Annotated in this window: 24 protein-coding genes and 1 other annotated feature; of the genes, 6 read left to right on the top strand and 18 right to left on the bottom strand. The window is 41.4% G+C overall.

Annotated features, from left to right (window positions below; all coding sequences use genetic code 11):
* The first annotated feature begins 60 nt into the window (after positions 1–60).
* From RDY04_RS08030 to RDY04_RS08040, 3 genes are all read left to right on the top strand, one after another.
* On the top strand, positions 61–1152 hold the full coding sequence (locus RDY04_RS08030) for an AAA family ATPase (protein ID WP_303950379.1): 1092 nt from the start codon (positions 61–63) through the stop codon (positions 1150–1152).
* A 56-nt stretch (positions 1153–1208) separates the two neighbouring features.
* On the top strand, positions 1209–1970 hold the full coding sequence (locus tag RDY04_RS08035) for an NUDIX domain-containing protein (protein ID WP_303950198.1): 762 nt from the start codon (positions 1209–1211) through the stop codon (positions 1968–1970).
* Between the two features lie 68 nt (positions 1971–2038).
* A complete protein-coding gene (locus RDY04_RS08040; RefSeq protein WP_303950200.1) occupies positions 2039–2542 on the top strand; it encodes an HdeD family acid-resistance protein in 504 nt (167 codons plus the stop codon).
* Positions 2543–2620: 78 nt separating this feature from the next.
* Here the strand turns inward: RDY04_RS08040 and RDY04_RS08045 are convergent, their stop codons facing one another.
* The 13 genes from RDY04_RS08045 to RDY04_RS08105 form a co-directional block, all read right to left on the bottom strand.
* Positions 2621–4501, bottom strand: a complete 1881-nt coding sequence (locus RDY04_RS08045; protein WP_303950203.1) for an ABC-F family ATP-binding cassette domain-containing protein — start codon at positions 4499–4501, stop codon at positions 2621–2623.
* 83 nt (positions 4502–4584) lie between these two features.
* On the bottom strand, positions 4585–5787 hold the full coding sequence (locus RDY04_RS08050) for a CCA tRNA nucleotidyltransferase (protein ID WP_303950205.1): 1203 nt from the start codon (positions 5785–5787) through the stop codon (positions 4585–4587).
* A complete protein-coding gene (dapB, locus tag RDY04_RS08055) occupies positions 5784–6551 on the bottom strand; it encodes a 4-hydroxy-tetrahydrodipicolinate reductase (protein WP_303950207.1) in 768 nt (255 codons plus the stop codon). The genes RDY04_RS08050 and dapB overlap by 4 nt, the downstream gene beginning before the upstream one ends.
* A 60-nt stretch (positions 6552–6611) precedes the next feature.
* Positions 6612–7454, bottom strand: a complete 843-nt coding sequence (locus RDY04_RS08060) for a DegV family protein (RefSeq protein ID WP_303950208.1) — start codon at positions 7452–7454, stop codon at positions 6612–6614.
* A gap of 1 nt (position 7455) precedes the next feature.
* Complete coding sequence (locus tag RDY04_RS08065; protein WP_303950210.1) at positions 7456–7830, bottom strand: DUF1149 family protein; 375 nt, start codon at positions 7828–7830, stop codon at positions 7456–7458.
* A gap of 200 nt (positions 7831–8030) precedes the next feature.
* Positions 8031–8726, bottom strand: coding sequence for a GNAT family N-acetyltransferase (locus RDY04_RS08070; protein WP_303950213.1), 696 nt, complete (start codon positions 8724–8726; stop codon positions 8031–8033).
* Between the two features lie 56 nt (positions 8727–8782).
* Positions 8783–9073, bottom strand: a complete 291-nt coding sequence (gene rpmA, locus RDY04_RS08075; RefSeq protein WP_002885483.1) for a 50S ribosomal protein L27 — start codon at positions 9071–9073, stop codon at positions 8783–8785.
* Positions 9074–9108: 35 nt separating this feature from the next.
* A complete protein-coding gene (gene rplU / locus RDY04_RS08080; protein ID WP_002885597.1) occupies positions 9109–9423 on the bottom strand; it encodes a 50S ribosomal protein L21 in 315 nt (104 codons plus the stop codon).
* 40 nt (positions 9424–9463) lie between these two features.
* Positions 9464–9538 (bottom strand) — a sequence feature (ribosomal protein L21 leader region).
* Between the two features lie 111 nt (positions 9539–9649).
* Positions 9650–10186: a GNAT family N-acetyltransferase gene (locus tag RDY04_RS08085; RefSeq protein WP_303950305.1), complete on the bottom strand. Its 537-nt coding sequence runs from the start codon at positions 10184–10186 to the stop codon at positions 9650–9652.
* Between the two features lie 4 nt (positions 10187–10190).
* A complete protein-coding gene (gene gtfB / locus RDY04_RS08090; protein WP_303950306.1) occupies positions 10191–11510 on the bottom strand; it encodes an accessory Sec system glycosylation chaperone GtfB in 1320 nt (439 codons plus the stop codon).
* On the bottom strand, positions 11503–13014 hold the full coding sequence (gene gtfA / locus RDY04_RS08095) for an accessory Sec system glycosyltransferase GtfA (RefSeq protein WP_303950310.1): 1512 nt from the start codon (positions 13012–13014) through the stop codon (positions 11503–11505). The genes gtfB and gtfA overlap by 8 nt, the downstream gene beginning before the upstream one ends.
* Before the next feature lie 105 nt (positions 13015–13119).
* Positions 13120–14343 carry a tRNA uracil 4-sulfurtransferase ThiI gene (gene thiI, locus RDY04_RS08100; protein WP_303950312.1) on the bottom strand — a complete coding sequence of 408 codons (1224 nt, stop codon included), beginning with the start codon at positions 14341–14343 and terminating at the stop codon, positions 13120–13122.
* 54 nt (positions 14344–14397) lie between these two features.
* The gene (locus tag RDY04_RS08105; RefSeq protein ID WP_303950315.1) at positions 14398–15543 is read right to left on the bottom strand and encodes a cysteine desulfurase family protein; all 1146 of its coding nucleotides are present in this window, start codon (positions 15541–15543) and stop codon (positions 14398–14400) included.
* A gap of 108 nt (positions 15544–15651) precedes the next feature.
* On the opposite strand from RDY04_RS08105, the gene RDY04_RS08110 reads away from it, so the two are divergent.
* Entirely contained in the window at positions 15652–16113 is a 462-nt protein-coding gene (locus RDY04_RS08110) for a DUF6556 family protein (protein WP_303950317.1), read from the top strand.
* A gap of 45 nt (positions 16114–16158) precedes the next feature.
* Positions 16159–17415: a folylpolyglutamate synthase/dihydrofolate synthase family protein gene (locus tag RDY04_RS08115; protein WP_303950320.1), complete on the top strand. Its 1257-nt coding sequence runs from the start codon at positions 16159–16161 to the stop codon at positions 17413–17415.
* Positions 17416–17521: 106 nt separating this feature from the next.
* Here RDY04_RS08115 and gorA read toward each other — a convergent pair whose 3' ends face one another.
* The 5 genes from gorA to RDY04_RS08140 form a co-directional block, all read right to left on the bottom strand.
* Positions 17522–18871, bottom strand: coding sequence for a glutathione-disulfide reductase (gene gorA, locus RDY04_RS08120; RefSeq protein ID WP_303950323.1), 1350 nt, complete (start codon positions 18869–18871; stop codon positions 17522–17524).
* 148 nt (positions 18872–19019) lie between these two features.
* On the bottom strand, positions 19020–20996 hold the full coding sequence (locus tag RDY04_RS08125) for a fructose-specific PTS transporter subunit EIIC (RefSeq protein ID WP_303950325.1): 1977 nt from the start codon (positions 20994–20996) through the stop codon (positions 19020–19022).
* Positions 20993–21904 carry a 1-phosphofructokinase gene (pfkB, locus tag RDY04_RS08130; protein ID WP_303950328.1) on the bottom strand — a complete coding sequence of 304 codons (912 nt, stop codon included), beginning with the start codon at positions 21902–21904 and terminating at the stop codon, positions 20993–20995. The genes RDY04_RS08125 and pfkB overlap by 4 nt, the downstream gene beginning before the upstream one ends.
* Entirely contained in the window at positions 21901–22647 is a 747-nt protein-coding gene (locus RDY04_RS08135) for a DeoR/GlpR family DNA-binding transcription regulator (RefSeq protein ID WP_303950330.1), read from the bottom strand. The genes pfkB and RDY04_RS08135 overlap by 4 nt, the downstream gene beginning before the upstream one ends.
* Before the next feature lie 212 nt (positions 22648–22859).
* Positions 22860–24467 carry a ribonuclease Y gene (locus RDY04_RS08140; protein WP_295493544.1) on the bottom strand — a complete coding sequence of 536 codons (1608 nt, stop codon included), beginning with the start codon at positions 24465–24467 and terminating at the stop codon, positions 22860–22862.
* A 143-nt stretch (positions 24468–24610) separates the two neighbouring features.
* Here RDY04_RS08140 and RDY04_RS08145 point away from each other — a divergent pair, with 143 nt between their 5' ends.
* Positions 24611–25093, top strand: coding sequence for an S-ribosylhomocysteine lyase (locus tag RDY04_RS08145; RefSeq protein WP_303950336.1), 483 nt, complete (start codon positions 24611–24613; stop codon positions 25091–25093).
* Positions 25094–25123: the final 30 nt, after the last annotated feature.

Here is a 25123-nt window from a genome sequence, read left to right on the forward strand (position 1 = left end):
CCATTAATTTAGTAAATTTACTATATTTAAAAAAGGATAAGCCTATGAAAAAAAAAACATCTGTCAGGAAAGAGTATTAGCATTGTTTTTGGAACCTTTGCTCCAATGCACATGGGACATGTCGACCTCATCACAAAGGCAAAACGCGCTAACGACAACGTCCTTGTCATCGTAAGTGGCAGCAACACACAAAAAGATCGTGGGACACGCACAGGCCTGTCGCTCAACCGACGCTTTCGTTATGTCCGTGAAGTTTTCTACGATGATGAACTAGTCGTTGTGGATAAACTGGACGAAGCCAATATGCCTCCCTATCCAGAAGGTTGGGTGCCATGGGTTAACCGCATCAAAGAGCTTATCACTAAGAATACGGATAGTCCTGAAAAGATTACCTTCTATGTTGGAGAGCCAGAGTACGTGATCGAGCTCAATCGCTACTACTCTCAAGCTCAGGTAGAGATCATCGAACGTTCTATTATCAATATTTCTGCTACTGAGATTCGCGATAACCCTATGGAAAATTGGCGGTTTATCACCAAACCTTTCCGTCGCCACTTTACTCGTAAGGTCCTAGTTGTCGGATCTGCCAGTGGAGGAAAAACAACCCTTGTTAAGGATTTGGCTCGTACTTACAACGCCCCTTGCTCACTTGAATATGCCAGAAAATATCAAGAAAAGTATAATGTCCGAGATGACGAGTTAGATACCAATGATTATATTCACCTCTTAACCGATCAATATGCCCAGACAGCTGAGATCATTGACAAGGGGCAACACTCAGGGCTTATTTTTGCAGACACCAACTCAACGGTCACTAAGGTATATATCGACTACTATCTGAAAGAAAACATTTCACAAGAAGAGTTCGATATGTTAGATCGACTCTATCAGGTAACCCAAGCTCGTGAAAAGTGGGATTTGATTTTTGTGATACTGCCAAAATCAAACTATGTAGATGATGGTTTCCGTGACATGACTATGGCTGATAACCGAACACGGGATTGGTTTACCAAGCATCTCTTGGACCTACTATCACCATTCAAGGATAAAATCGTTATTTTAGGAGAAAACAGTGATAGTGACAGTTTTTTTGCTGACAACTACCATCACGCCAAAAAAGCACTCAAGGAACGTCTACACATCGAGATTTAGAAGACTGATGTAAAGCAATCATCATTTGAACTTACAATAAATAAAGGAGGAAACCTATGACCAAAACCTTCGAAAACTCTGGTAACGAAAAGGAATTTTTGGACATCTATCAGCGAGAGGAAAGGGATAAGTACGTTAAGCCCTCAGTGACCGTTGACTCGGTTATCTTCCGCTATTATGAAGGAAGAGTCCAAACCTTACTTATCAAGCGAAAAAAACATCCCTTCATGGGGAAATACGCCCTCAGTGGTGGCTTCGTTCAGGAGCAAGAAGACCTCAATCTAGCTGTCTGTCGTGAAGTACAGGAAGAAACATCCGTTAAACTCAATCCTGATCAGATTGAGCAACTCATTACTGTGGGAACACCTTATCGAGATCCTCGAATGTGGACCATTACAGTGGCTTATCTCTGCTTCATGACCTTTAATGACATTCAAGTGGAAAAGGCTACCGATGATGCAACATCTACACATTGGTTAGACATCGCCACGGTAAATGGTCAGCTGCAACTTGTTGATGGCAATAAGCAACTGTCACACGATGACCTCGCCTTTGACCACTGGGAAATCCTCTTAACCGCTATGGAACGTATCAAGGGACGACTCGAATACTATCCAACTATCCTTTCCATTATGCCCGAGGAAAACACCTTGACCACCTACCGTCAACTTTTTGGTACCTTTAATGAGGACTACCTCAAGATGGATTCGACAAATTTCTTGCGCCGCTTTAAACACCTCTTCCAAAAAACAGGACGCCAAGTAGCTACCAGAACTAAAAAGGCTGCTACCTACACTTATCAGATCCCACCAATCTAAAGTAGATCTTTGTTTGACAATTTTTACCTTACATAGTAGTATTAAGAAAAATTAATAAGAGGTATCGTATGAAAAGTTTTACATTAATTAGTGGGATTCTCATTACTCTCTTGGGTGTCTTTTTCTTCGCTAATCCTACAAACCTTCTTGCCATTGTTGGTTGGCTTTTTGCTCTAGTGATGCTCATTTCTGGTGTTTCAAGTCTCATGATTTATTTCAAACGTTATAACGAAAACCGCACCTTCTTCCAACTGCTTCAGAGTATCATTTCCATTGTTTTTGGGATTATTTTGCTATCAACATCAGCATGGGTGCTCTCAGGTGTAGCTGTAACCATTATCGCTTGGTGGCTTCTTGTCTCAGCCTTTACACAAGGCTTTCAAGCTTATCGCCAACGTCAATTCGGCTTCTCAGGACAACCTGCCCTATCAATCGCCTTGATTTGTCTGGTATTCGGTCTCCTACTCTTTAGTGCCCCGTTTTTCTCAGCCTTTCTTATTGGGCGCTTGGTAGCTTCCTTAATTATCTTTACGGGTGTTTCAGTCCTCTCCTTCTCATTCCGCTTGTGGTAAGAAGAAACCAGACACTACATAAACATAAAAAAGCCTTGCAAATGCAGGGCTTTTGTCATACTTTGATTACTAAAGAGCTTATCCTTCTAGCTCACTCAAATACTCATAACGTTCATACTTTTCAAGTAAAGTTTCGTTGGCAGCCTCCAAATCACGTTGAAAGGTAGCTAACTGTCCATAATCGCTAGCATTTTCAAGCATGGCTGCTTCAATCTCTTCGATTTTGGCCTCAAGGTCAGCAATCTCGTCCTCAATGGTTGCCCACTCTTGTTTTTCAAAGTAACTCATGCGTTTTTTGTCTTCTTTGACTTTTTCAACCTTAACGCTAGCTTGTGCTTTTTCCTTCTCAAGAAGGGCTGATTGCTCTTGTAAGAAGGCTTTTTCATCAAGGTAGTCCGTATAATTGCCAAAGAACTCACGCACGCCGCCATCTTCAAAGGCTAGAATCTTGTTTGCCACCTTATCCAAGAAATAGCGGTCGTGACTAACGGTAACGACAGGGCCTCCAAAACCATTAAGGAAGTTTTCCAAAACCGTCAAAGTCGCAATGTCCAAGTCATTTGTTGGTTCATCCAAGAGAAGAACATTGGGTTTTTCAATCAGAATCTTAAGTAGATATAGACGTTTCTTTTCCCCACCAGAGAGCTTGGCAATCTGTGTCCCATGGGTAGAACGAGGGAAGAGGAATTGCTCCAAGAGCTCTGTGATACTGGTTGTTCCAACCGTTGTCTTAACTTCATCTGCAACTTCTTGCAAGTAATTAATGACACGCTTGCTCTCATCCATATCTTTAATTTGCTGTGAGAAATAACCAATACGTACCGTCTCACCAATATCCAGGACACCAGCTGTAGGCACAAGGTCACCATTAATCAGATTGAGCAAGGTCGATTTCCCGACACCGTTATCCCCAACAATACCGACACGGTCACGATTTTGCATGATAAGGTTGAAATCACTGAGAATTTGCTTGCCGTCCTCATAAGCAAAATCGACATGCTCGAAGTTCACTACCTTCTTACCAATACGACTAGTCTCAAAGTTAATTTCAAGATCGTCATTATTGACCGTTTGGTGAACCTCACCCTTAAGATCCTTAAAGCGATTGATACGAGCTTGTTGTTTGGTTGCACGTGCCTGTGGTTGCGTTCGCATCCATGCTAACTCCTGCTTATAGAGTTGCTTTTTCTTGTGAAGAGTTGCTGCATCTCGTTCATCTTGTTCGGCCTTTAGACGCACATAGTCTTGATAATTCCCTTGATATTCAATCAAATTAGCCTGGTCTAGCTCAAAGATACGTGTAGCTACATTGTCCAAGAAATAACGGTCGTGGGTAATAAAGAGTACCGTTTTTTTAGAAGACTTGAGAAAATTCGTCAACCAAGCAATAGTATCAATATCCAAATGGTTGGTTGGCTCATCCAAAAGCAAGAGATCTGCATCATTCAAGAGAACCTGAGCCAACTGCACACGACGACGAAGACCACCTGAGAGGTCCCCGACCTTTTGCGAGAGGTCTGACAATCCCAACTTAGACAAGACTGTCTTGACCTCGCTCTCAATGGACCAAGCATCTAGACTATCCATCTCAGCCATAACCTTCTCCAAGCGAGCCTGATTCTCCTCAGAATAATCTGCCATAAGGGTTTCATATTCTCGAATCAAAGCCATCTCACGAAGGTCTGATGACAAGACCGTATCAAGCACTGTCTTGCTATCATCAAATTCTGGCTCCTGAGTCAAATAAGCAATCTTATAGCCATTAGCCTTAGTGAAAGGTGACACATCACCATCAAAACCAATACGCTCAGAGACAACATCTAGCAAGGTTGTCTTACCTGTCCCATTGACACCAATAATCCCAATACGATCCAAATCATGGATAATAAATGAAATCTCTTTAAAAACCGTCTTATCCCCAACGGACTTGGTTAATTTTTCAACAATAAAATCTGACATCTTACTTCCTTCTTACAAATAACACCGCTACGGATCCTACGCATGCTCTGTAGCGGTGTGTCATTTTTATAACGTCCGTAGACTTATTTCATAGCTTGAACAAAGGCCATAATGGCTTCCTTGTCATTAGCTAGATTTCCATCAACAATAGTATTTTCAATAGCTTTGAGTGCACGACCAAGCTCCGGTCCAGGTTTGAAACCCAGCTCCTTCATTAGCATACCGCCATTTACAACGATTTCGTGTTTATCATGAATGAGCAACTGACCGTCCAAATCAGCAATACGCTCATAATCGACTGTCAAGCCCTGAGCCTGTCTCAAACCTTCAGCTTCCTCCAGGAGCTCCTTACCATACTGATAAACATCTTGCTTGGTCACAGCTCTCTCCATACGGAATTTGAAAATCTCAACTAGAGATTGTACTGTCTTCTGGAAATTCACAGAGGTCTTCCATTTTTTAAGGAAAGAGCGTGGATTGTCATGCTTGAGAGCCAAAAGCGTAGCTGCCCAGGCCTGCTCAGAACTTGTAAATCTAAAGTCCTCCACATAGTCTGCCACAAAAGACTGCCATTCTTCAGCAGTTTCTTGAAAATCTGGAAGGTACTGATAAGCCTTAGTTGCTAGAAGTGCCTTGATCCCTTTCTTCCAATGCGGTGCCAAAAGCAACTTATCGAACTCGATGAAACTTCGCTCAATCGAAATCTTTTCCAGAAGCGGAGCATGGCTGGTCATAGCCTGAAAAGTCTTTTTTTCGATATCAAAGTCTAAACTCGCGGCAAAACGTAACCCTCGCATGATACGAAGGGCATCCTCGTTAAAGCGTTCCTCAGCCTTACCAACAGCCCTCAAAACACGGTTGTCCAAATCATCAAGACCATCGAACTTGTCGATAATCTCAGCATTTTCATTAAGAGCAAAAGCGTTGACTGTAAAATCACGACGCTTAAGATCCTCTTCCAATGAACGCACAAAGGACACGCTAGACGGACGACGGTAATCTACATAGACGTCCTCTGTTCGGAAGGTCGTCACCTCATACTCACCGCCATTTTCCAAGACCAAAACAGTCCCATGCTCAATACCGATATCCACCGTACGCTCGAAAATTTGCTTGGTCTCTTCAGGATATGAAGATGAAGCAATGTCTACATCATGAATCGGACGGTTAAGAAGGGCATCTCGCACCGAACCACCAACAAAGTAAGCCTCAAAACCCGCAGCCTTAATCTTCTCTAATATTGGTAAAGCCTTCTGAAACTCAGAAGGCAAATAACTTAATCTCATAGTAAATGTTCCAAACCATAAACAAGCTGATCACGTTTAACCACTTCTTTAATACCGAGGTTAACCCCACCCATGAAGGAAATACGGTCATAAGAATCATGACGCAAGGTCAAGCCTTCTCCTTGGGCACCAAAGATAACCTCTTGGTGAGCCACAAGTCCTGGCAAACGCACACTGTGAATACGGAAGCCATCAAACTCAGCACCACGTGCTCCAGCAAGTGTTTCCACCTCATCCTCAGCACCTTGACGTTTCGTTTCGCGAACCTCACGAATAAGTTCAGCTGTTTTCACTGCTGTACCTGATGGCGCATCCTTTTTCTTGTCATGGTGAAGCTCAATAATTTCAAGATCTGGGAAATATTTGCTAGCTTCTGCCGCAAACTTCATAAGAAGGATAGCACCAATAGCAAAGTTAGGTGCAATCAAACCACCAATAGACTTGTCTTTAGAAAGGTCTGTCAATTCCTGAATTTGTACTTCAGTAAATCCTGTTGTCCCCACAACTGGTGCAAAACCATTTTCCAAAGCAAAACGAGTATTTTCGTAGGCAACAGCTGGCATAGTGAAATCCACCCAGACATCTGCGTCAAAGCCAACCAAATCCGCTTTATCTGTAAAGACAGGAACACCGTCCACTTCTTTTTCTGTCGCAAATGGGTCAAGCAAGGCAGCCAAAGTCAATTCGTCATCTCCCTTAACCATTTCAACCGCAGTTGAACCCATTCTTCCTTTAAATCCGGCAACTATAACTTTAATAGACATATCATTTTTCCTCTCTATTGATCTCGCTCATAGGCAAGTCTGATTCCAGATGGATCGTACTTATTTGGTAAATTTAGGTGTTAAACCTAGCACTAGCGCTCCCTCGCCCAAGTGCGTCGCAATCACAGCACATAAGGATACCACCGATGAAACAGTAATCCCTTGAGCTTCCAGCTGACTTTTAAAAGCCTCAGCCTTTTCAGGAGCATTGGTATGAAGGATGCTAAGCTCCATTTCACGATTGTCTTCGGCTAGGGAAACCAAGCGTTTCACAGCTTTCTTCTCTGTACGTACCTTTTCAAAAACAACGATTTTGCCTTCAGCATTAAAATGTAAAATGGGTTTGATAGACAAGAGATTCCCCAAGATCGCTGAGCCATTCGACAAGCGGCCACCCTTAACGAGGTGATTAAGATCATTCACAAGAATATAAGCCGTCGTGTTCTCTACTTGCTCCTCGAGCTTCTTCAAAATATTCTCGAATGACATCCCTTGCTCTGACCAATACAAAACGTTTCTAACCATAGCACCCATAGGAGCTGCCGTGATTTTAGTATCAGGAAAAGCAACCTTCAACTTGGCATGATCTTCAATCAAAAACTGACTATTAGCCCAAAAACCAGAAATCCCCGAAGAAAGGAAAAGCCCAATGACATGGGTATACCCTTGCTCCCCCAACTCCATGAGAAAGTTATCCAAGTCGGCTAGATTAGGTTGTGACGTCTTGAGCAGTTCCTCAGAGTTTGCCATTTTCTCGTAAAACTGATTCACATCCAAGTTCTTTCCTTCAACAAAAGGCTGCCCCTCAATGATAACCGGAATATCTAAAACATAAACATCAGCATGGCCCTGAATTTCAGTAGGGAGATTAACCGATGAATCCGTAATAACTGCAAGAGACATCTTAGAACTCCAAGTTAATTCCTGGACGATCCAAGGCGATTTCAGTCACTTCATAAGTCAAACGCTGAAGTGTATCCAGTAGTGGTGCTGCCAAAGACTCAGCTTCTTCTTGTGAGAAATCTTTTGGTTTATTGACAATACGGTTTTGAATATGGTTCATTTGAGAAACAATCCCTGAGATAACAAACTCATCACGAACAATCATAAATTGCAAAACAGCTACAACCGACGTATTGTTAGTTTCTTTATCTTTATTGTGCAACTGAAACGTTACTTCAACATTTGTTTTAGGAACACCATTCTCTTTTTCCCACTCATGGTTACGAACATCATAGTGGTAACGGTTAACAAATACTTTTTCGCGAATTAAATCCATTAGTCATTATTCTCCTTGATAAAATTACTCTTTATTATAGCATAAATATGCTTTATTATGGGAATATTATTGACAGAAAAATGAGTATTCAAACTGATTTTGACAGTGATAATAAGCACTAGCAAACTAAAAACTTGGAATTGACCGTCAGACTACTAAAACAGAGCTCCTTCACCAGAAAAGAGCCCTTATATTAATAGCTAAAAGTCCCTCAGAGAACGTTTCTGTTGTCCCTGTTCATCAAAATTCTCAGGAGCTAACCAATTCTCAAATCGTTCTTTAAGCCTCGGCCACTCACTATCAATAATCGAGAACCAGTCCGTATCTCGACTACGTCCCTTATAAATAGCATGATTACGAAAACGCCCTTCATAGGTGAACCCTAAACGCATGGCAGCATTGGCAGAAGGACGGTTGAGACTGTCACATTTCCACTCATAACGGCGATAGTTAAGATTTTCAAAGACATATTTCATAAGCAGGTATTGAGCTTCTGTAGCAGCTCGAGTCTTTTGTAAAGCAGGTGCCAAAATCACTCGCCCCATCTCAACACTGCGATTTTTGGGTGTAATAGCCATGAGTGAGAAAGTACCCAGAACCTTTCCTGAAGCCTTATCCCTAATGGCAAAGAAATAAGGGGTTTGGGATTTCTCATAATCCTCCAAACACTGACGTACAGCTTCTTCAGATTCAAAAGGCTCCGCATACATATAGGTCCAATCGGAAAGAATCTGATTAGTAAAATAAAAGTCTAAAATATCCTTATAATGCTCTGCCACTGTCAAATGTTCAACGCTACAATAACGACCTTCTAATAGGGCAACATCTGGCATCTTACCTGGACTAGCATCCGCTAGACTTAGCCCCACTTCTTGTTGGTAGTGATTTAAAGGCATAGAATTCTCCTTTTTCATAAAGAAAAGCCTACACAAAAGTGCAGACTTTAGCTTAATTATTTAGCAACTGGGTATACAGATACTTGTTTTTTGTCGCGACCTTTACGTTCGAAACGTACAACACCTTCAACTTTAGCGAAGAGTGTATCGTCACCACCACGGCCTACGTTTACACCTGGGTAGATGTGTGTACCGCGTTGACGGTAAAGGATTGATCCACCTGATACAGTTTGTCCATCAGCTGCTTTAGCACCAAGACGTTTAGCTTGTGAATCACGACCATTGGAAGTAGAACCCCCACCTTTTTTGTGGGCGAAAAGTTGCAAGTTTTCAAGAGTTTTCAACATAAGATTGTGTCCTTTCTTAGTGATTAGTCGCTAACTTACGCGTTGATAGCGTTGATAACAACTTTTGTATAAGGTTGACGGTGACCTTGTTTACGGTGGCTACCTTTTTTAGGTTTGTATTTGAAAGTAACAACTTTCTTTTGTTTACCTTGTTTTTCGATAGTTCCGACAACAGTAGCTCCCTCAACAACTGGAGTACCTACTACAGTTTTATCACCACCGACAAGAACAACTTCGTTAAAAGTTACTTCTGATCCTGCTTCAGCGTTGATTTTTTCAACGTAGATTGCTTGACCTACTTCAACTTTAACTTGTTTTCCACCAGTTTTGATGATTGCGTATGTGCTCATGATGCACCTCCTATTAAAATTTTTAATGTGTCTGAGGTTTCCCTCTGTGAAGACTCGCCTAGTACTGCGGGGACAAACCCACTTGCAAACAGTAGTCGTGCGGTTGCACAGGACGTGCATTTAGTCAACGTTACAATTCTATCATTTTTTCACGCTAATGACAAGAGAAAAAGTTTTTTGATTATTCTTATTCTGCTCATTGAATTTTAGCCAAGTAAGGATTAGCCTACTCAACTCTTATAGCATATTTCCCTAAGAAGGTCTTAGCTAGTTCCTGCTCCAAAGCATCTAAGGAGAGACTCCTATCCGTTTTCAAAATGTGATAACGTTCAGTCCCTTCAAAATAGAAGTGTTTCAATAGCTGATAACCATTTCGTTCATAAAATGCTAAACGTTTTAAACGTTGCCCCCGATTAGAGACTTGCTCCTCATCCATAGGTTCAATCGTAAGCACACATGGTCGTCCCCCTGCTTCTTCCTTAACTTGTTCCAAAATCTGACTGCCGTATCCCTGAGAATGTTTACTTTCTTCAACCGCGAGAAAGAGTAGGTAAACCAAGTTGTCAGTATAAATGGTATAGGTCAAGCCAACGAAGACTTCCTGATCAAAATAGGCCAAGAAAGATTGTCCTCTTTTCAAGCTGTTCCTAGACAATTGCCAGAGTGGGAGACGCTCCTCCACAGGAAAAGCCGCTTCATAAAGCGAAGCGACCTTCTTAAATGTTGGTGTCAGAGGATAAATGTTACGAACCTCTAATGTCATTTTCCTAACCAATAACCTTCTTATAATCTTCTGGTGTTGCTACATGAGCGTGCTCACGTTGGCGATCAAGCAAGTGACTAAGGAAATCACGGTTGCCCAAGGCTTCTTTAAGTGTTTTCTTAAATTGCCCAGCATTCATTGGTGAGAAGATATTACTTGGCGCTGTATATTCAGGACCATGGCTAGTGTTCGTAAAGGCAAGGATAAGCAAGTTATTTTCAAAGGCAGCACGTGTCGCTGACAAGATTTCATTTTGATGGTTAATATCCAAGTAGAAATCCGCTTCCTTATAAAGACGCTTAACCTGCTCTGTCGTAATATTAGGGTAAAGGCTAACATTACTATATTTAGCCAAATCCATCAAGCGACTTGACATTTCTGTAATTGCCCCAACATGATAGTGCATGGTAGGCACTTCACTGACAATGCTTTCCAAATGTTCAATCTGGTCTGAGTTGGTCAAGATAAGCGCTTGATTTTGGAAATTATTCTGGCGGGCAAATGGATACATGAATCCAAGGAAGGCCACGCGAGAAGCCTGCTCTGGACTAATCAGTTTTAGAAGATTTGTGTAAGCTGTGTATTCTTGCACGACAATCTTAGTTTGACGGTGATTGCTATCAAGAAGGAAACGCATATTCCCAGGAACGGAATCAGTAATCGGTTCTTGCCAGAAGAGAACATCTTGACCAGAATTTGGAAGATTCATAGTTGTCAAGAAAGGTGTCGCCAGTGAGTTGTATAAAATACGACTCAAATCATAACCGACTTCTTTAAGATAGAAGACTACAAATTCAGACTTATTTTTGAAAATGTAGACCTTGTCTTTCCAATTCAAGATAAGGTCTTTAGTCAAATGGTTGATGACGATAACTTCCTTGTTGTCAGGAGTGAAATAGCTCGTAATGGTCGCTTCTTGCTTAACATTATAGGTTGTTTGTGAGAATCGGTAACCCTTGTTATTGTAGCGATCAGTCACGCGCAAGCGTCCTGACTCATCGTACCAGTCCACTGCTTTAACCAGACGTTGGTGAGCAGGATGGGCATAATGAATATGACCACGTTTCTTATCAAAACGGAAGATTTCCGCATTGCTATTCGTTCCTATAATTTCCCAGTAGTCAGGTACAGGAACCTGATTAAAGTAAAGTGCAGAACCTTGAACCTTGTCAAAACCGGTGAAATAAAGGTAAGGTGAGGTCACATCACTAGGTAAAAAGCCATCATCTGAAAGACAAACTGTTGTATTCACATAGCCAGCGACAATCAGTGAGTAATGGAGATCCCAACTACCTTGACTATAGTTTTCAAATAAATTAATCATGATTAGTTATCTCCCTTACTAAGTTAAGCCACTTCTGCTCGATTTCCTCTGTCAAAAAGCCTTTGGCAATGTCATAAGAAACTTGATGAACATGATCCAAATCTGAGCGATTGAAGAAGGCTACAATTTTCTCTGCCAGGGCAGCTACGATAGCAGGTTCATCATCTTTTTCAAAACGAGGAATGAGGTACCCATTCTCATTGTCCTTGATAAAGGTTTGGTTCCCATAACGAACATCAAAACCAATCATACCTAGACCAGATCCCACGGCTTCTAGAAGTGTCAAACCAAATCCTTCACTCTTAGAACCTGATAGGTAAAGTTCGTAGTCCTTGTAGACTTCTGTTAAGTCTTGGTGACCTTTAAGGTGGATATAATCCTGAGCTTGATTTTCCTCGATAATGGCCTTAAGTTTGGCTTCTTCAGCACCTGTTCCATAGATATCAAAGTTTACTTGTGGCAGACTTTCTTTAGCCTTAATAACAGCCTTGGCCAACCAGTCCACGTGTTTTTCATTGGCCAAACGTGAAGCTGTGATGATTGAGAATGGTTTACGCTCTCCTTCAGGCTCTCTCAGTTTATCCACACTTCCCACAGGAATCGTTACAATATTAGGTCTAAATGGTGTATATTTGTTGAACTGATCTAGCATAATGCTACGTTGACGCTCTGTCGCTGTGATGAAGAAATCAACCTTATCTGCATTGCTGAATTGGTACTCATAGAAGTTATTCCAAAGAATAGTCTTTTCTGTCACAGCATTTTCACTAAAGTGCTCTGCATGGACAACAACTCCTAGCTTAGCCGGTTTTGTATTACGGAAAACGGCCTGTCCTGTACCGGTTGCACGGTCCAAAATGACAACGTCTTGCTCAGTTAGACCTAGTTGAGACATAAAGTAGGCAATAAACTCATGCTTAGAAGACAAAATCTTATCCGGGAAACGGAAGACACTATCCTTACCATCAACAATTTCATCATAAGCAATAGTGCCATCTTCATTGAAGAAACGCCGTTGATAAAGGTGAGCCTTATTATCTACCGGTGTGTAGTACTCCGTGAACATCTTAGTGTAAGAGTAAAAGTCTTTACGGATTAAGCAGCCACGCGATACTTTTTCCACACGATGAACGATATCTTCACCCTCTTTACGCAAGTAGGCTGCATAGAAGATATCTTCCTTGGCACAAAAAAGCTTAACCACTTTGCCATTAATCTCACGACGCGTGATGTCATAAGGAATTTCCTTTTCCAAATCCTTGACAGTATAGGTCGTTGGGGCAATCTTAAGGTCTGTAAAATAGCTGTAAAGCCAGATAACATCTTCGTCCGCAAAACCCATGTTACGGGTCAAATCAGACAGGTTGTCCTGCAAGAACATATCCATAAAGACAAACTTAGCCTTAATACCTGTATTTTTGAAAATTCTAGAACGATAGGCCTGAGCGTACTCAACACCACTTGATGCCCAACCGATTCCTAAATTGATGTTATAAACAGTCATGCAGTTTCCTTTCTAGGTAAAAGTTCAACATCGATATTTCTTTTTCGATATAGCTAACTCTAATGATACCTGGGCAATACCAAACTGTCACTATATCCTCCTAGACTAAAGTAAGTCTTCAATAAGTGTATCCACTTCGTCTTGTGCTTCTTCAATAGGTGTGATTTCAGTCACCATGATTCCTGCAACCGCACGTTCAACTAGGCTTTCAACATCCATACGACCTTCATATTGCTCAACGTTCTTGATTTTGGGATTAGTTTTTGGACGGTCAGGTGCAAAAATGGTACAGCAATCCTCAAAAGGTTGGATGGAGATATCAAAGGTATCGATTTTTTGTGCCAATTCAATGATTTCCAACTTATCCATAGTGACAACTGGGCGAATCACGGGCGTACAGGTTACAGCATTGATAGCCTTCATAGACTCCATAGTCTGACTAGCAACCTGTCCAAGACTCTCACCATTGATGATCACGAGACCACGGCGTTCTTCACGAATTCGGTCTGTAATACGCATCATAAAGCGACGTGTCAAGGTCATCAAATAAGCTTCTGGTGCTTTTTCTTTGATTTCCTCTTGAATCTCAGTAAATGGTACTTCAATGAACTGAATATTACCACCAAACTTGGTCAACTTACGGGTCAAATCTTGAGCCTTTTTAAGTGCACCAGGACTTGTATAAGGTGGGCTTGCAAAGTGAACAGCCTCGATATCCACACCACGTTTAAGAGCTAAATAACCTGCAACAGGCGAATCAATCCCACCTGAAAGCATGAGCATTCCTTTACCAGCAGTTCCTACAGGTAATCCACCTGCTCCCTTAATTTCCTCATGAGAAATATAAGCTGCCTCGGCACGAATTTCTACCTTGAGGTTGACATCTGGTCCCTTCATCTGGGCCTTAATATCAGGCAATACATCAAATACAGCATTTCCTAAAGTAAGGTTGAGCTCGCGACTATCTAAAACAAAGTCGTGATCACTACGTTTGGCGGTCACCTTAAAAGTAAGGCCGTCACGATAGAGTCCAGTCATAATGTCTTGAACAGCTTTTTTCAATACTTCGACATCTTTTTCAAATTTGTAAACAGGGCTAAAGGCCTGAATCCCGAAAATCTGCTTCAAAGACTCTGCGACTGGTTCGTAGTCTGTGCCATTGAGATAGATGTGTCCACGGTCTCGATCAAAAGTCACTTTAACTTCTGGATAGATAGATAACACATCTTTGATGTTATTTCTAAGTTTATTGATAAAACGCATACGGTTTTTGCCCTTAGTTGACAATTCACCGTAGCGAACCATAATTTCTGAATACGTTAATGTCATTCCTTTTCCCTTTAAACTTGAATTTAGTTTTATTTTTTAATCGATTAAATCTTGCTATCTTACTTTTTGCGTCTTAGCATAGACCTGCTTGAAAATCGTGAGAAACTGTTCTACTTGTCCCATATCATTGTCATCATCAAGACTGATACGAACGGCCGTTTGAGCTAACTTAGTCGGTACACCCATAGAAATAAGGGTTCCCGCTGGTTTCCCCGCCTTAGATGAACATGCTGATGTCGTTGAAATATAGATTTGATGCTCTTCAAAAGCATGGACAATAACTTCACCACGAACACCCTTGATTCCAAAGGTCAAAATATTAGGTGCAAAGTCCTCACCCTCACCTGAGAAAATAGTAATATCCTCGTACTTAGCCAATTCGTCAAAGATAATCTTTTTCATCTTAGCAATTTTAGGAAGAGAAAATTCCTCTTTGTCAGTTACCAATCGCAAGGCCTTGGCCATACTCGCAATGCCAGCAACATTCTCAGTCGTTGAACGAAAATCTTTTTCTTGCCCACCACCGGTTAAGAGTGGCGTAATCTTTTTCCCTGCCTTTTTGTAGACAAAACCGACACCTCGAACGGCATGGAACTTATGACCAGAAAAAGTTGCAAAATCTACACGGTCTGTTAAATAAGCTGATACAGAAATCTTCCCAATAGCCTGAACAGCATCCACATGGAAAGATATGGTCGGCTCATTAGCTAGAAGATCTGAAATTTCTTGGATAGGTTGGATTGAGCCGATTTCATTATTAACTGCCATAACCGAAACCAAAATCGTGTCAGGGCGTAATAATCCAGCAAGAGCTTCAACATCCACAAATCCTTGCTCATTAACTGGTGCATAGGATACTTCGAAACCATGCTCTGAAAGCCATTTAGCAGACTCTTTTACCGCAGGGTGTTCAATATCGGAAACGATGACATGTTTGCCATAAGGCTCTTTTTCGAAGGCCACACCCTTGATAACCCAGTTGTCTCCTTCGGTTCCACCAGACGTAAAGAAAATCTCATCGGCTGATTTTCCAATGAGTTCCGCAACTTGCTTACGAGAAGCCTCCAAAATACGTGTCGCAGATGTTCCTAATTGGTGAAGGCTGGATGGGTTCCCAAAAATTTTAGTAGCCACTTCTTGATAGGTTCTAAGTGCCTCTGGATAAGGCACCGTCGTGGCTGAATTATCAAAATAAATCATGATTTTTCCTCGATTTTTATTTACTATTTATTATAGCATAATTTTTTTAGCAATTTTTGCGAGAAAATCATATAATATAGAGTACGAAATATTTTTAAGGAGAGCATCATGTCTGAAAATTACTCACGCCGTAACCATTCATCAAAAGAAGAAAAAAAATCTGCACCAATGGTGACCGAACACGTTACAAAAGGCTTCACTGCCTTCCAAAAAGTACTTACTGCTATCGGGACAATTTTGTCAATCATCGTGGCTTCAATCACCATCATGAATTTCACAGCCTCTAAAAATAAAGACACTTCTGATTCATCAGCCAATCAGTCAACTGTAGTCATTAAAGAAGGCAACAATAAGACCCAAGAATCAAGTGTCGCCTCATCTAGCTATAGTAATGCAACTGACTCAGAAACAGAGACAAGCAGCCAAGCTGGTAATAATACCTATTCTTCATCAGCAGATACAACAACTGGTGGAAATACAACTACTTCTTCATCCGCAGCCACTGCAGACACAACAACTGGCAATACGACAACTGGTGACGCCACAACTAGTGGCGCTGCTTCCAACTAAAACAAAGAAAAGGTTAGGAAACCCCTGCCTTTTTTCTATAATCCTATGAACTATACAGAAACTCTAAATTTCATCCACTCCTTCAAAGGCAATGGACGTCGCCCTCAACTCGAACGTATGCGTTGGCTCCTGAAACAAGCTGGAAATCCTCAAATGCACTATCCAACAGTCCATATTGTCGGGACCAACGGTAAGGGATCAACAACTAGCTACCTACAAAATACCCTAACAAAATCAGGCTATCAGGTCGGGACCTTTACCTCCCCTTATATTACTCGCTTTAACGAACGTATTAGTATCAACGGCACAGAGATTCCAGACAAGGATCTGATTAACATTGTTGCGAAAGCTCAGGGTCTTCTCGATGATTTAGAAGAGCACACTGCTTTTGAGCGACCAACAGAATTTGAATTGGTCACCTTACTCATGTTCCTCTACTTTGACCTTAAACAGGTTGATATTGCTATTATTGAAGCCGGAATTGGTGGACGACTTGATTCGACCAATGTTCTTTCGCCAGAGCTTGTCATCTGTACTTCGATTGGCTTTGATCACACTGAGACCTTGGGCAATAGCCTTTTGGACATTGCCAATCATAAAGCAGGCGTCATGCGAGAAAACACACCTATCTTACTTGGGCGTATCTCTGCAGAAGTTGAACATTTCTTCAACAAAAAATCACATGACCTACAAGCACCTTTAGCCATCATTGATAGGGAAATTCAGCTGCTTTCAAGGGACAATCAAACGATCCAAATTTCTTATGACCATTGGGAAAGTCCAAATCTTAAACTTCCAATGTTAGGACAGCATCAAGAAAACAATGCTGGGCTAGCTGTCACTGCCGCCCATCTCCTAGCTCAAAGATTTTCTAAGATTACCGATAAGAGCATCCAAGAGGGAATAGTAGAGACGCATTGGCCTGGTCGTAGTGAGTGGATAGGAGATAACATTTATCTAGATGGTGCTCATAACCCTCAAGGAATTGCCAGCTTAAAGCAGGTACTAAAAGATAACTTCGCTAATCGTAGGGTACACATCCTCTTTGCAGGACTTAGGCGGAAACCTCTAGCAGATTTACTAGAGAAATTGAAAGATTATGATATAACGGTAACCAGCTTTGACTTTTTTGAGGCACTGCCCTTGGATGACTATCCCAAAGACTTCAAACGTTTGGCCGACTACAGAGACTGGCTAGCACAAGCTGAATCAGCAAATTCTGACGATCTATTTGTTGTCACTGGATCTCTTTACTTTATCTCAGAAGTAAGAAACTACTTAATTAACGAAAGAAAGGCCTGAAGGTCTTTTTTTATTTAGACAGTCTATAGTTTTACACAAAGTGTAGGCTGCTATTTAAACACAAAGAAAAGCCTGAAACTCTCAGTTAACAGACTTCACTTTTCTATCACATCGTTACAAACTCTTCTGAGCCTGTTGGGTGAATGGCAACCGTATTATCAAAATCAGCCTTAGTTGCTCCCATCTTAATAGCCACAGAGAAACCTTGAATCATCTCATCAACACCGTAGCCAATACCATGAAGACCGATGATTTTTTCATCCTCACCAAGCGTTACTAATTTCATTGTTGAAGGCTGACGATTGTCTCCAAGGGCTGTATACATTGGTGTGAAACTAGACTTATAAACCTTAATATTCTCTGCACCATATTTAGCGATGGCTTTTTCTTCAGTCAAACCAACAGAACCAATCACTGGATGGCTAAAGACCACAGTGGCTACATCAGTGTAATCAAGCTTAGCATCAGCTTTATTGTTGAAGAGTCGCTCTGACAATTGACGTCCAGCCTTGACTGCAACTGGTGTCAAATCAAGTTTACCAGTCACATCGCCAAGGGCATAGATTCCAGGAACAGATGTGTTTTCAAACTCGTCTGAATAAATGTTACCTCGTTCAGTCAACTCAACGCCTGTCTTTTCAAGACCAAAGCCAGAGGTATTGGCTGCTCGTCCAATAGCCCAGATGAGGCAATCAACAGTTATCGTTTTTCCATTATCAAAACTAATGGTCAAGGAATCATCGGCATTTTTCACTACTTCTGTAGCATTAGCATGTGCATGGAGGGTCGGTCCAGATTTGGCCATCTCGTCAACTAAAACATCAACGATATCCTTGTCAAAAGTACGCAATGGACGATCTTTACGCACAAAGAGGTGTGTATCACTTCCAAGAGCATTGAGAACACCAGCAACCTCAACTCCGATATAACCACCACCAATAACAGCTGTACGTTTTGGCACCTCATCTAGTTCAAAGAAACCATCGGAGGTAATCCCATATTCACTACCTGGAATGTTTGGATAAATAGCGTGACCACCTGTCGCAATAAGGATATGGGGTGCTGTATAATGCTCACCTGCTACTTCAACTGTATGAGGGTCAACAAATCTTGCATACTCATAAACACGTTCAACACCATTGCTATCAAAACCACGCTCATAAGAACCATGGATACGGTCGATATAAGCCTGACGATTGGCCTTAAGCGTCGCAAAATCAAATTTATTAAGCGTCACATCAAAACCATACTCTCCTGCATAACGGTGAAGGGTCTCAGCAACCTGAGCACCATACCACATGACCTTTTTAGGTACACAGCCCACATTAACACAGGTACCACCGACCTCTTTCCCTTCAAAGAGAATAACCTTAGCGCCGTGCATAGCAGCACGATTGGCACTGGCAATCCCACCAGAACCACCACCGATAACAATATAATCGTATTCTTTTACCATAATTCACCTCTTATGTTTCTTTATACAGAGCATTAGCTACTAGATAAACCATTTCTGCCTATACTGTATCATAAAATAGGTACCCTGACAAAAATCTGCTACGACACAAAAAAACAATCCCGTCACAACGAGATTGTTTTGTCATATCTTATTTATCAAGTGGTTTGCGGAGGAATCCGAAGAGGATACCTGATACCACAGCACCAATCAAGATGAAGAGAAGGTAGAGAAGGGCATTTGATGTGAGGGCGATAACGAAGATACCTCCGTGTGGTGCCATCAATTTGATTCCTGCCATACCTACAAGAGCACCTGTAAGAGCTGAACCGACGATAAAGCTTGGGATAGCGCGTGCTGGGTCAGCTGCACCAAATGGAATCGCACCTTCAGTGATGAATGAGAGTCCCATAACGATGTTTGTCAAACCAGAGTTGCGTTCTTCTTCAGTGAATTTATCTTTAAATAAGAGTGTTGATACAAATACTGCCAACGGAGGAACCATACCAGCCGCCATAACTGCTGCCATAACAACTGAACCACCTGAAGTTACTGTTGCTGCGAGAGTACCTGTACCAAAGACATAAGCTGCTTTGTTGACTGGTCCACCCATATCCACTGCCATCATACCACCGACAAGGAGACCAAGTAATACTGCTGAGCTTCCTGACAAACTTGACAAGAAGTTATTAAGACCTGTGTTGATTGCTGCCATCGGGATATTTACTGCCAACATCAAGAAACCTGTAGCGAATACACCAAGAAGAGGCAAGAGCAAGATAGAACGGATTCCTTCAAGAGCACGCGGAATACCTGCCAAGAGTTTACGAAGAACGAGGATAACACCACCTGCAAGGAAACCACCAACAAGGGCTCCAAGGAAACCTGAAGATACACCAGCAAGGGCAAGGGTTGCTTTACCTCCTGAAGCAAATGGAACACCACCAAAGGCTGCACCACTTGAAGCAATAGCACCAGCTACGAAACCTGAAACCAAACCTGGTTTTTCAGCGATAGAGTAAGCAATGTAACCTGCAAGTACTGGAAGCATGAATCCAAAGGCCGCACCACCAATTGCTTTGAATTGAGCAGCAATTTCATGGTAAGAACCAAGTTGTGACAATTGATCTTTAGGAACACCCATGATTTGGTCAAGCAAGAAGGCAAGCGCAATCATGATACCACCACCGATAACGAATGGAAGCATTTGGGATACCCCACTCATCAAGTGTTTATAGAAGGCACCACCCAGGCTCAATTTCTCATTTGATTCTTGGGCAGCTCCAGCATTTTCAGCATGGAAGACTTCAGCCTTACCATCCAAGATGTTTTGAATCAATTCTTGAGGTTGACGAATACCTGCAGCGACTGGTTTAGAAAGCAATTTTTTACCATCGAAACGGGCTGTTTCAACTGCCTTGTCTGCTGCTACGATAACACCTACAGCCTTACTGATTTCTTCGGCAGTCAAAGGTGTTCCGACACCTGAAGCACCGTTAGTTTCAACACGAACATTGACACCCATTTCTTCACCTGTTTTAATTAGTGATTCTTCAGCCATGTAAGTGTGAGCAATACCAGTTGTACAAGCTGTTACGGCTACGATAAGTGGTTTATCGCTTGAAGTTGCTTCTTTAACAGCTTGTGCTTTCTTAGCTTCCTCAGCCTGTGCTTCTTCTTCACCCGTATTGAAAGTAGCAATCACTTCATCTGGAGAAGTCACCTTACGCAAACGATCTGCAAAACCATCTTGCATAAGGTATTTTGACAACTCAGCAAGAGCTGCCAAGTGAGTGTCATTTGCTCCCTCTGGAGCAGCAATCATAAAGAAGAGGTCTGTAGGTTGACCATCAAGTGATTCGTAATCTACACCTTTATTAGATTTAGCAAAAAGTACTGTTGCTTCTTTTACTGCAGCATTTTTACTGTGTGGCATAGCGATTCCATCACCCAAACCAGTTGATGTTTGTGCTTCACGAGCCATAATACCTGCTTTGAAAACATCAAAGTCAGTGACAACACCGTTATCAACCAAGCTGTTAATCATTTCATCGATAGTAGCTTCCTTTGTAGTTGCTTGAAGGTCAAGCAACATGACTTTCTTGTTCAGTAAATCCTGAATTTTCATAGTTTTTCTACCTCTACTTTATTGTATGTTTCTTTAATAAATCCAATTGCTGCCAAGTCATCTGAGAAAGCTGTAGATGTTCCACACGCTACTCCCCACTTGAGAGCCTCAATCGGATCACTTGATTTAACAAACTCACCAGTGAAACCAGCAACCATTGAATCACCCGCACCAACAGAGTTTTTCACTGTTCCCTTGATTGGTTTAGCAAAGTAAGCAGCCTCTGGTGTGACAAGCAGAGCTCCATCACCAGCCATTGAGATGATAACGTTCTGTGCACCTTTAGCAAGGATTTCACGCGCATATTTTTCAACATCAGCCAAACCATTAAGTTTGACATTGAAAATAGCTTCTAACTCATGGTTATTTGGTTTAACCAAGAGTGGTTGGTAAGCCAAGGAATCAAGCAAGGTTTGTCCTTCAAAGTCACAGACAACCTGTGCACCCGTTTCACGCACTAGTGGAATCAATTTGTTATAGATCTTATTTCCAAGATTGCTTGGTGCTGATCCAGCAAAAACAACCACATCGTCAGCACTTACACTTGAAAGAACTGCTTCCAATTCAGCCAATTGATACTCATTAATGACAGGTCCTGCACCGTTAATTTCAGTTTCTTGGTCAGCCTTGATTTTAACATTGATACGTGTATCTTGATCCACAGCTACAAACTTAGTTTTAATGCCTTCTGCATCCAAACTATCTGTCACAAAACGTCCTGTAAAACCACCGATGAAGCCCGTAGCAGTATTGTCAATTCCTAAACGTTGTAAAATACGACTGACATTAATACCCTTACCGCCAGCGAACTTATCATCACTCTCCATACGGTTAACTTCACCAATCTCTACTTTATCGATACGAACAATGAAGTCGATTGATGGATTTAGCGTTACAGTATAAATCATACTTCAATAACCCTCGTTTTCTCTTTTAATTCTTTTAGGAGCTCTTCTTCCGAAGCATTTGTAATTATGGTTACTTTCTCAACCTCGGCTACCTTAGCATAGGTAATCTGACCAAGTTTAGAGGCATCAGCTAGAACATAGGCTTTTTGCGAATTAGCTATAACCGTCCGTTTGATAACTGCCTCTTCCATGTCTGGTGTAGTGAAATAATTAGCATCAACGCCATTAGCACCAATGAAAGCACAATCAAAATTCAGTTGTCTGATTTGCTCTTGAGCAGTACTTCCAATAGACGCATCCGTTGAATGTTTAACCTTTCCTCCAACAATCCTAGTACTAACACCGAGATCTACCAGGTTAACCGCATGATGGATAGAATTAGTCACAACCGTTACCTGACGATTGGCCAAATGTGGAATCAAAAGTTCATTTGTTGTACTAGCCTCAAGAAAGACGACATCACCTTCCTTAATTAAATCGGCAGCATAACCAGCTAACTGTTCCTTCTCTTTAACGTTTCTAATAGCTTTTTGACTATTGGCAATTTCTTTCTTTAGACCATGAATGCTTTCAGCACCACCATGAACACGTTTAAGTTGGCCATCTGCCGCTAACTCGTCCAAGTCACGACGAATCGTCGACTCGGAAGTATCACTTAACAAAACAGTTAGGTTTTCCAAAGTGACAAAACCATCTTGTTTCAACTGAGACAAGATAATCTGCTTACGTTCAGACTTTAGCATAATCTCTCCTTATGTAATCGTTTACAGAGTCTATTATACTCAATTTTTAATAACTGTCAACTAAAAACAGTCAAAAAAAATCAAAATATTTCATTATAAAACACTAATCTTCCAAAATGGCGCAATTTGATAAGAAAGTTCTTACATTTTCAAAAAGAATACAACATTTCAGTATCAACTGCAAAATAAAAAAGCCTTTCGGCTCTCTTATCTTATTTGGCATAGTCAACCGCGCGGAATTCACGAATGACTGTAACCTTAATATTTCCTGGGTAATCCAAGTTTTTCTCAATTTGTTCACGTACCTTGTGAGACAAGATTGTAACTTCATCATCTGAGATTTTATTTGGATGAACCATAATACGAATTTCACGACCAGCCTGAAGGGCGAAGCTTGTTTGAACACCGTCAAAGCTTGATGCAATCTCTTCCAGATCACGAAGGCGTTTGACATAATTCTCAACGGATTCATTACGAGCTCCTGGGCGAGCCGAACTCAAAGCATCTGCTGCAGCTACAATAACTGCAATCACACTCTCAGGTTCCACATCTCCATGGTGGCTGGCAATGGCATTAACCACAACTGGATGTTCTTTGTACTTACGTGCAAACTCAGTACCAATCTCAACGTGACTACCTTCGACCTCTTTGTCAATAGCTTTCCCCATATCATGAAGGAAACCAGCACGACGAGCGAGAGCCACATTTTCACCCAATTCACTGGCCATAATACCTGCTAGTTTACCAACTTCAACTGAGTGACGAAGTACGTTTTGACCATATGACGTACGGAACTGCAATCGTCCCATAATCTTGATTAGGTCAGGGTGGAGATTCATAGCCCCAATTTCGTAAGCCGCCTCCTCACCATATTCACGGATACGGTTATCCATTTCCTGACGACTCTTCTCAACCAACTCCTCAATACGAGCTGGGTGGATACGTCCATCTTTAATCAAGGCTTCGAGAGTCATGCGAGCAATCTCACGACGGACTGGATCAAAACCAGAAAGAACAACCACTTCTGGAGTATCGTCAATAATAACGTCAATACCTGTTAGACTTTCAAGCGTACGGATGTTACGCCCCTCACGTCCAATGATACGACCTTTCATATTATCATCTGGGAGGTGAACAGTGGTTACGGTTTGTTCAGTAACATAATCCCCAGACAAACGTTGCATAGCTTGCGCCAACAAGTTTTTGGCCTTCTTATCAACAGTATCTTTGACCTGTGCTTCTGCATCTTTTATACGTGTTGCAATCTCATGAGTCAGATTATTCTCAGTCTCTGTTAAGATTACCTCACGCGCCTCTGCAATGGTCATTTGACCAACACGTTCAAGTTCAGCTTGCTTCTCAGCCTCTAGCTGAGTCACATTCTCTTCACGCTCATTAAGATGTTTAGATTTGTCAGCAAGACTCTGCTCTTTCTTCTCGAGGGCAAGTTCTTTACTTGATAGATTTTCATCCTTACGATCAAGGCTGGTTGCACGTTCTGTTAAACGATTCTCCATTTGTTTAAGCTCTTGACGTTCAGATTTGAATTCTTTTTCAATATCTTCTCGATATTTTCTAGCTTCCTCTTTTGCTTCTAACAAGAACTCTTTACGTTGAGCCTTACTTTCGCGTTCAGCAGTCACACGCAGATGATCTGCATCATGTTCCGCCTGACTGCGAAGGTTCACAGCGTCTTGTTCTGCCTTTAGCAAGGTAGTTTCTGCTTGTTCCTTAGCTTTGCTAAGTTTAATAGAAATTGCTAAATATCCAACGACTAAACCAATGAGTGCAAAGACAACTAAAATTATCATGTTTATCATGTCTTTACCTCAACTTTTCTAAGGTTTCCCTAAAGAAAACCGTCTTCTAGTGTATCATATTTATAGCGAATTCTCAAATAAATACTAGAACTTTAAACTGATTTTATGGTATGATAACTCTATTAGAATAGGGAGGTATTACCATGCCAAAAAACGTTACTGTTGAAAGTTTTGAACTTGATCATACCATTGTAAAAGCGCCTTATGTCCGTCTTATTTCAGAGGAAGTTGGACCTAAAGGAGATATCATTACAAACTTTGATATCCGTTTAATTCAACCTAATGAAAATAGTATTGATACAGGTGGTCTTCATACTATCGAACACCTACTCGCTAAACTAATTCGTCAACGTATCGATGGACTTATTGATTGCTCACCATTTGGTTGCCGTACAGGTTTCCATATGATTATGTGGGGGAAACAAGATCCTACAGAAATTGCCAAAGTTATCAAATCTAGTCTTGAAGCTATTGCAAACGAAATTACTTGGGAAGATGTTCCAGGAACCACCATTGAATCTTGTGGTAACTATAAGGATCACAGCCTTCATTCAGCTAAGGAATGGGCTAAACTTATCCTTAAACAAGGCATCTCAGACCAAGCCTTCGAACGTCATACCGTCTAAAAAACCATTGGGAGTAGTGTCCCAATGGTT

This window comes from uncultured Streptococcus sp. (assembly GCF_902463925.1).
Lineage (GTDB): Bacteria > Bacillota > Bacilli > Lactobacillales > Streptococcaceae > Streptococcus.

Coding starts and splice junctions, on each gene's coding strand:
- RDY04_RS08035 (WP_303950198.1), top strand. CDS start 1,209: ATGACCAAAACCTTCGAAAACTCTGGTAACGAAAAGGAATTTTTGGAC.
- RDY04_RS08040 (WP_303950200.1), top strand. CDS start 2,039: ATGAAAAGTTTTACATTAATTAGTGGGATTCTCATTACTCTCTTGGGT.
- RDY04_RS08045 (WP_303950203.1), bottom strand. CDS start 4,501: ATGTCAGATTTTATTGTTGAAAAATTAACCAAGTCCGTTGGGGATAAG.
- RDY04_RS08050 (WP_303950205.1), bottom strand. CDS start 5,787: ATGAGATTAAGTTATTTGCCTTCTGAGTTTCAGAAGGCTTTACCAATA.
- dapB (WP_303950207.1), bottom strand. CDS start 6,551: ATGTCTATTAAAGTTATAGTTGCCGGATTTAAAGGAAGAATGGGTTCA.
- RDY04_RS08060 (WP_303950208.1), bottom strand. CDS start 7,454: ATGTCTCTTGCAGTTATTACGGATTCATCGGTTAATCTCCCTACTGAA.
- RDY04_RS08065 (WP_303950210.1), bottom strand. CDS start 7,830: ATGGATTTAATTCGCGAAAAAGTATTTGTTAACCGTTACCACTATGAT.
- RDY04_RS08070 (WP_303950213.1), bottom strand. CDS start 8,726: ATGCCTTTAAATCACTACCAACAAGAAGTGGGGCTAAGTCTAGCGGAT.
- rpmA (WP_002885483.1), bottom strand. CDS start 9,073: ATGTTGAAAACTCTTGAAAACTTGCAACTTTTCGCCCACAAAAAAGGT.
- rplU (WP_002885597.1), bottom strand. CDS start 9,423: ATGAGCACATACGCAATCATCAAAACTGGTGGAAAACAAGTTAAAGTT.
- RDY04_RS08085 (WP_303950305.1), bottom strand. CDS start 10,186: ATGACATTAGAGGTTCGTAACATTTATCCTCTGACACCAACATTTAAG.
- gtfB (WP_303950306.1), bottom strand. CDS start 11,510: ATGATTAATTTATTTGAAAACTATAGTCAAGGTAGTTGGGATCTCCAT.
- gtfA (WP_303950310.1), bottom strand. CDS start 13,014: ATGACTGTTTATAACATCAATTTAGGAATCGGTTGGGCATCAAGTGGT.
- thiI (WP_303950312.1), bottom strand. CDS start 14,343: ATGACATTAACGTATTCAGAAATTATGGTTCGCTACGGTGAATTGTCA.
- RDY04_RS08105 (WP_303950315.1), bottom strand. CDS start 15,543: ATGATTTATTTTGATAATTCAGCCACGACGGTGCCTTATCCAGAGGCA.
- RDY04_RS08110 (WP_303950317.1), top strand. CDS start 15,652: ATGTCTGAAAATTACTCACGCCGTAACCATTCATCAAAAGAAGAAAAA.
- RDY04_RS08115 (WP_303950320.1), top strand. CDS start 16,159: ATGAACTATACAGAAACTCTAAATTTCATCCACTCCTTCAAAGGCAAT.
- gorA (WP_303950323.1), bottom strand. CDS start 18,871: ATGGTAAAAGAATACGATTATATTGTTATCGGTGGTGGTTCTGGTGGG.
- RDY04_RS08125 (WP_303950325.1), bottom strand. CDS start 20,996: ATGAAAATTCAGGATTTACTGAACAAGAAAGTCATGTTGCTTGACCTT.
- pfkB (WP_303950328.1), bottom strand. CDS start 21,904: ATGATTTATACTGTAACGCTAAATCCATCAATCGACTTCATTGTTCGT.
- RDY04_RS08135 (WP_303950330.1), bottom strand. CDS start 22,647: ATGCTAAAGTCTGAACGTAAGCAGATTATCTTGTCTCAGTTGAAACAA.
- RDY04_RS08140 (WP_295493544.1), bottom strand. CDS start 24,467: ATGATAAACATGATAATTTTAGTTGTCTTTGCACTCATTGGTTTAGTC.
- RDY04_RS08145 (WP_303950336.1), top strand. CDS start 24,611: ATGCCAAAAAACGTTACTGTTGAAAGTTTTGAACTTGATCATACCATT.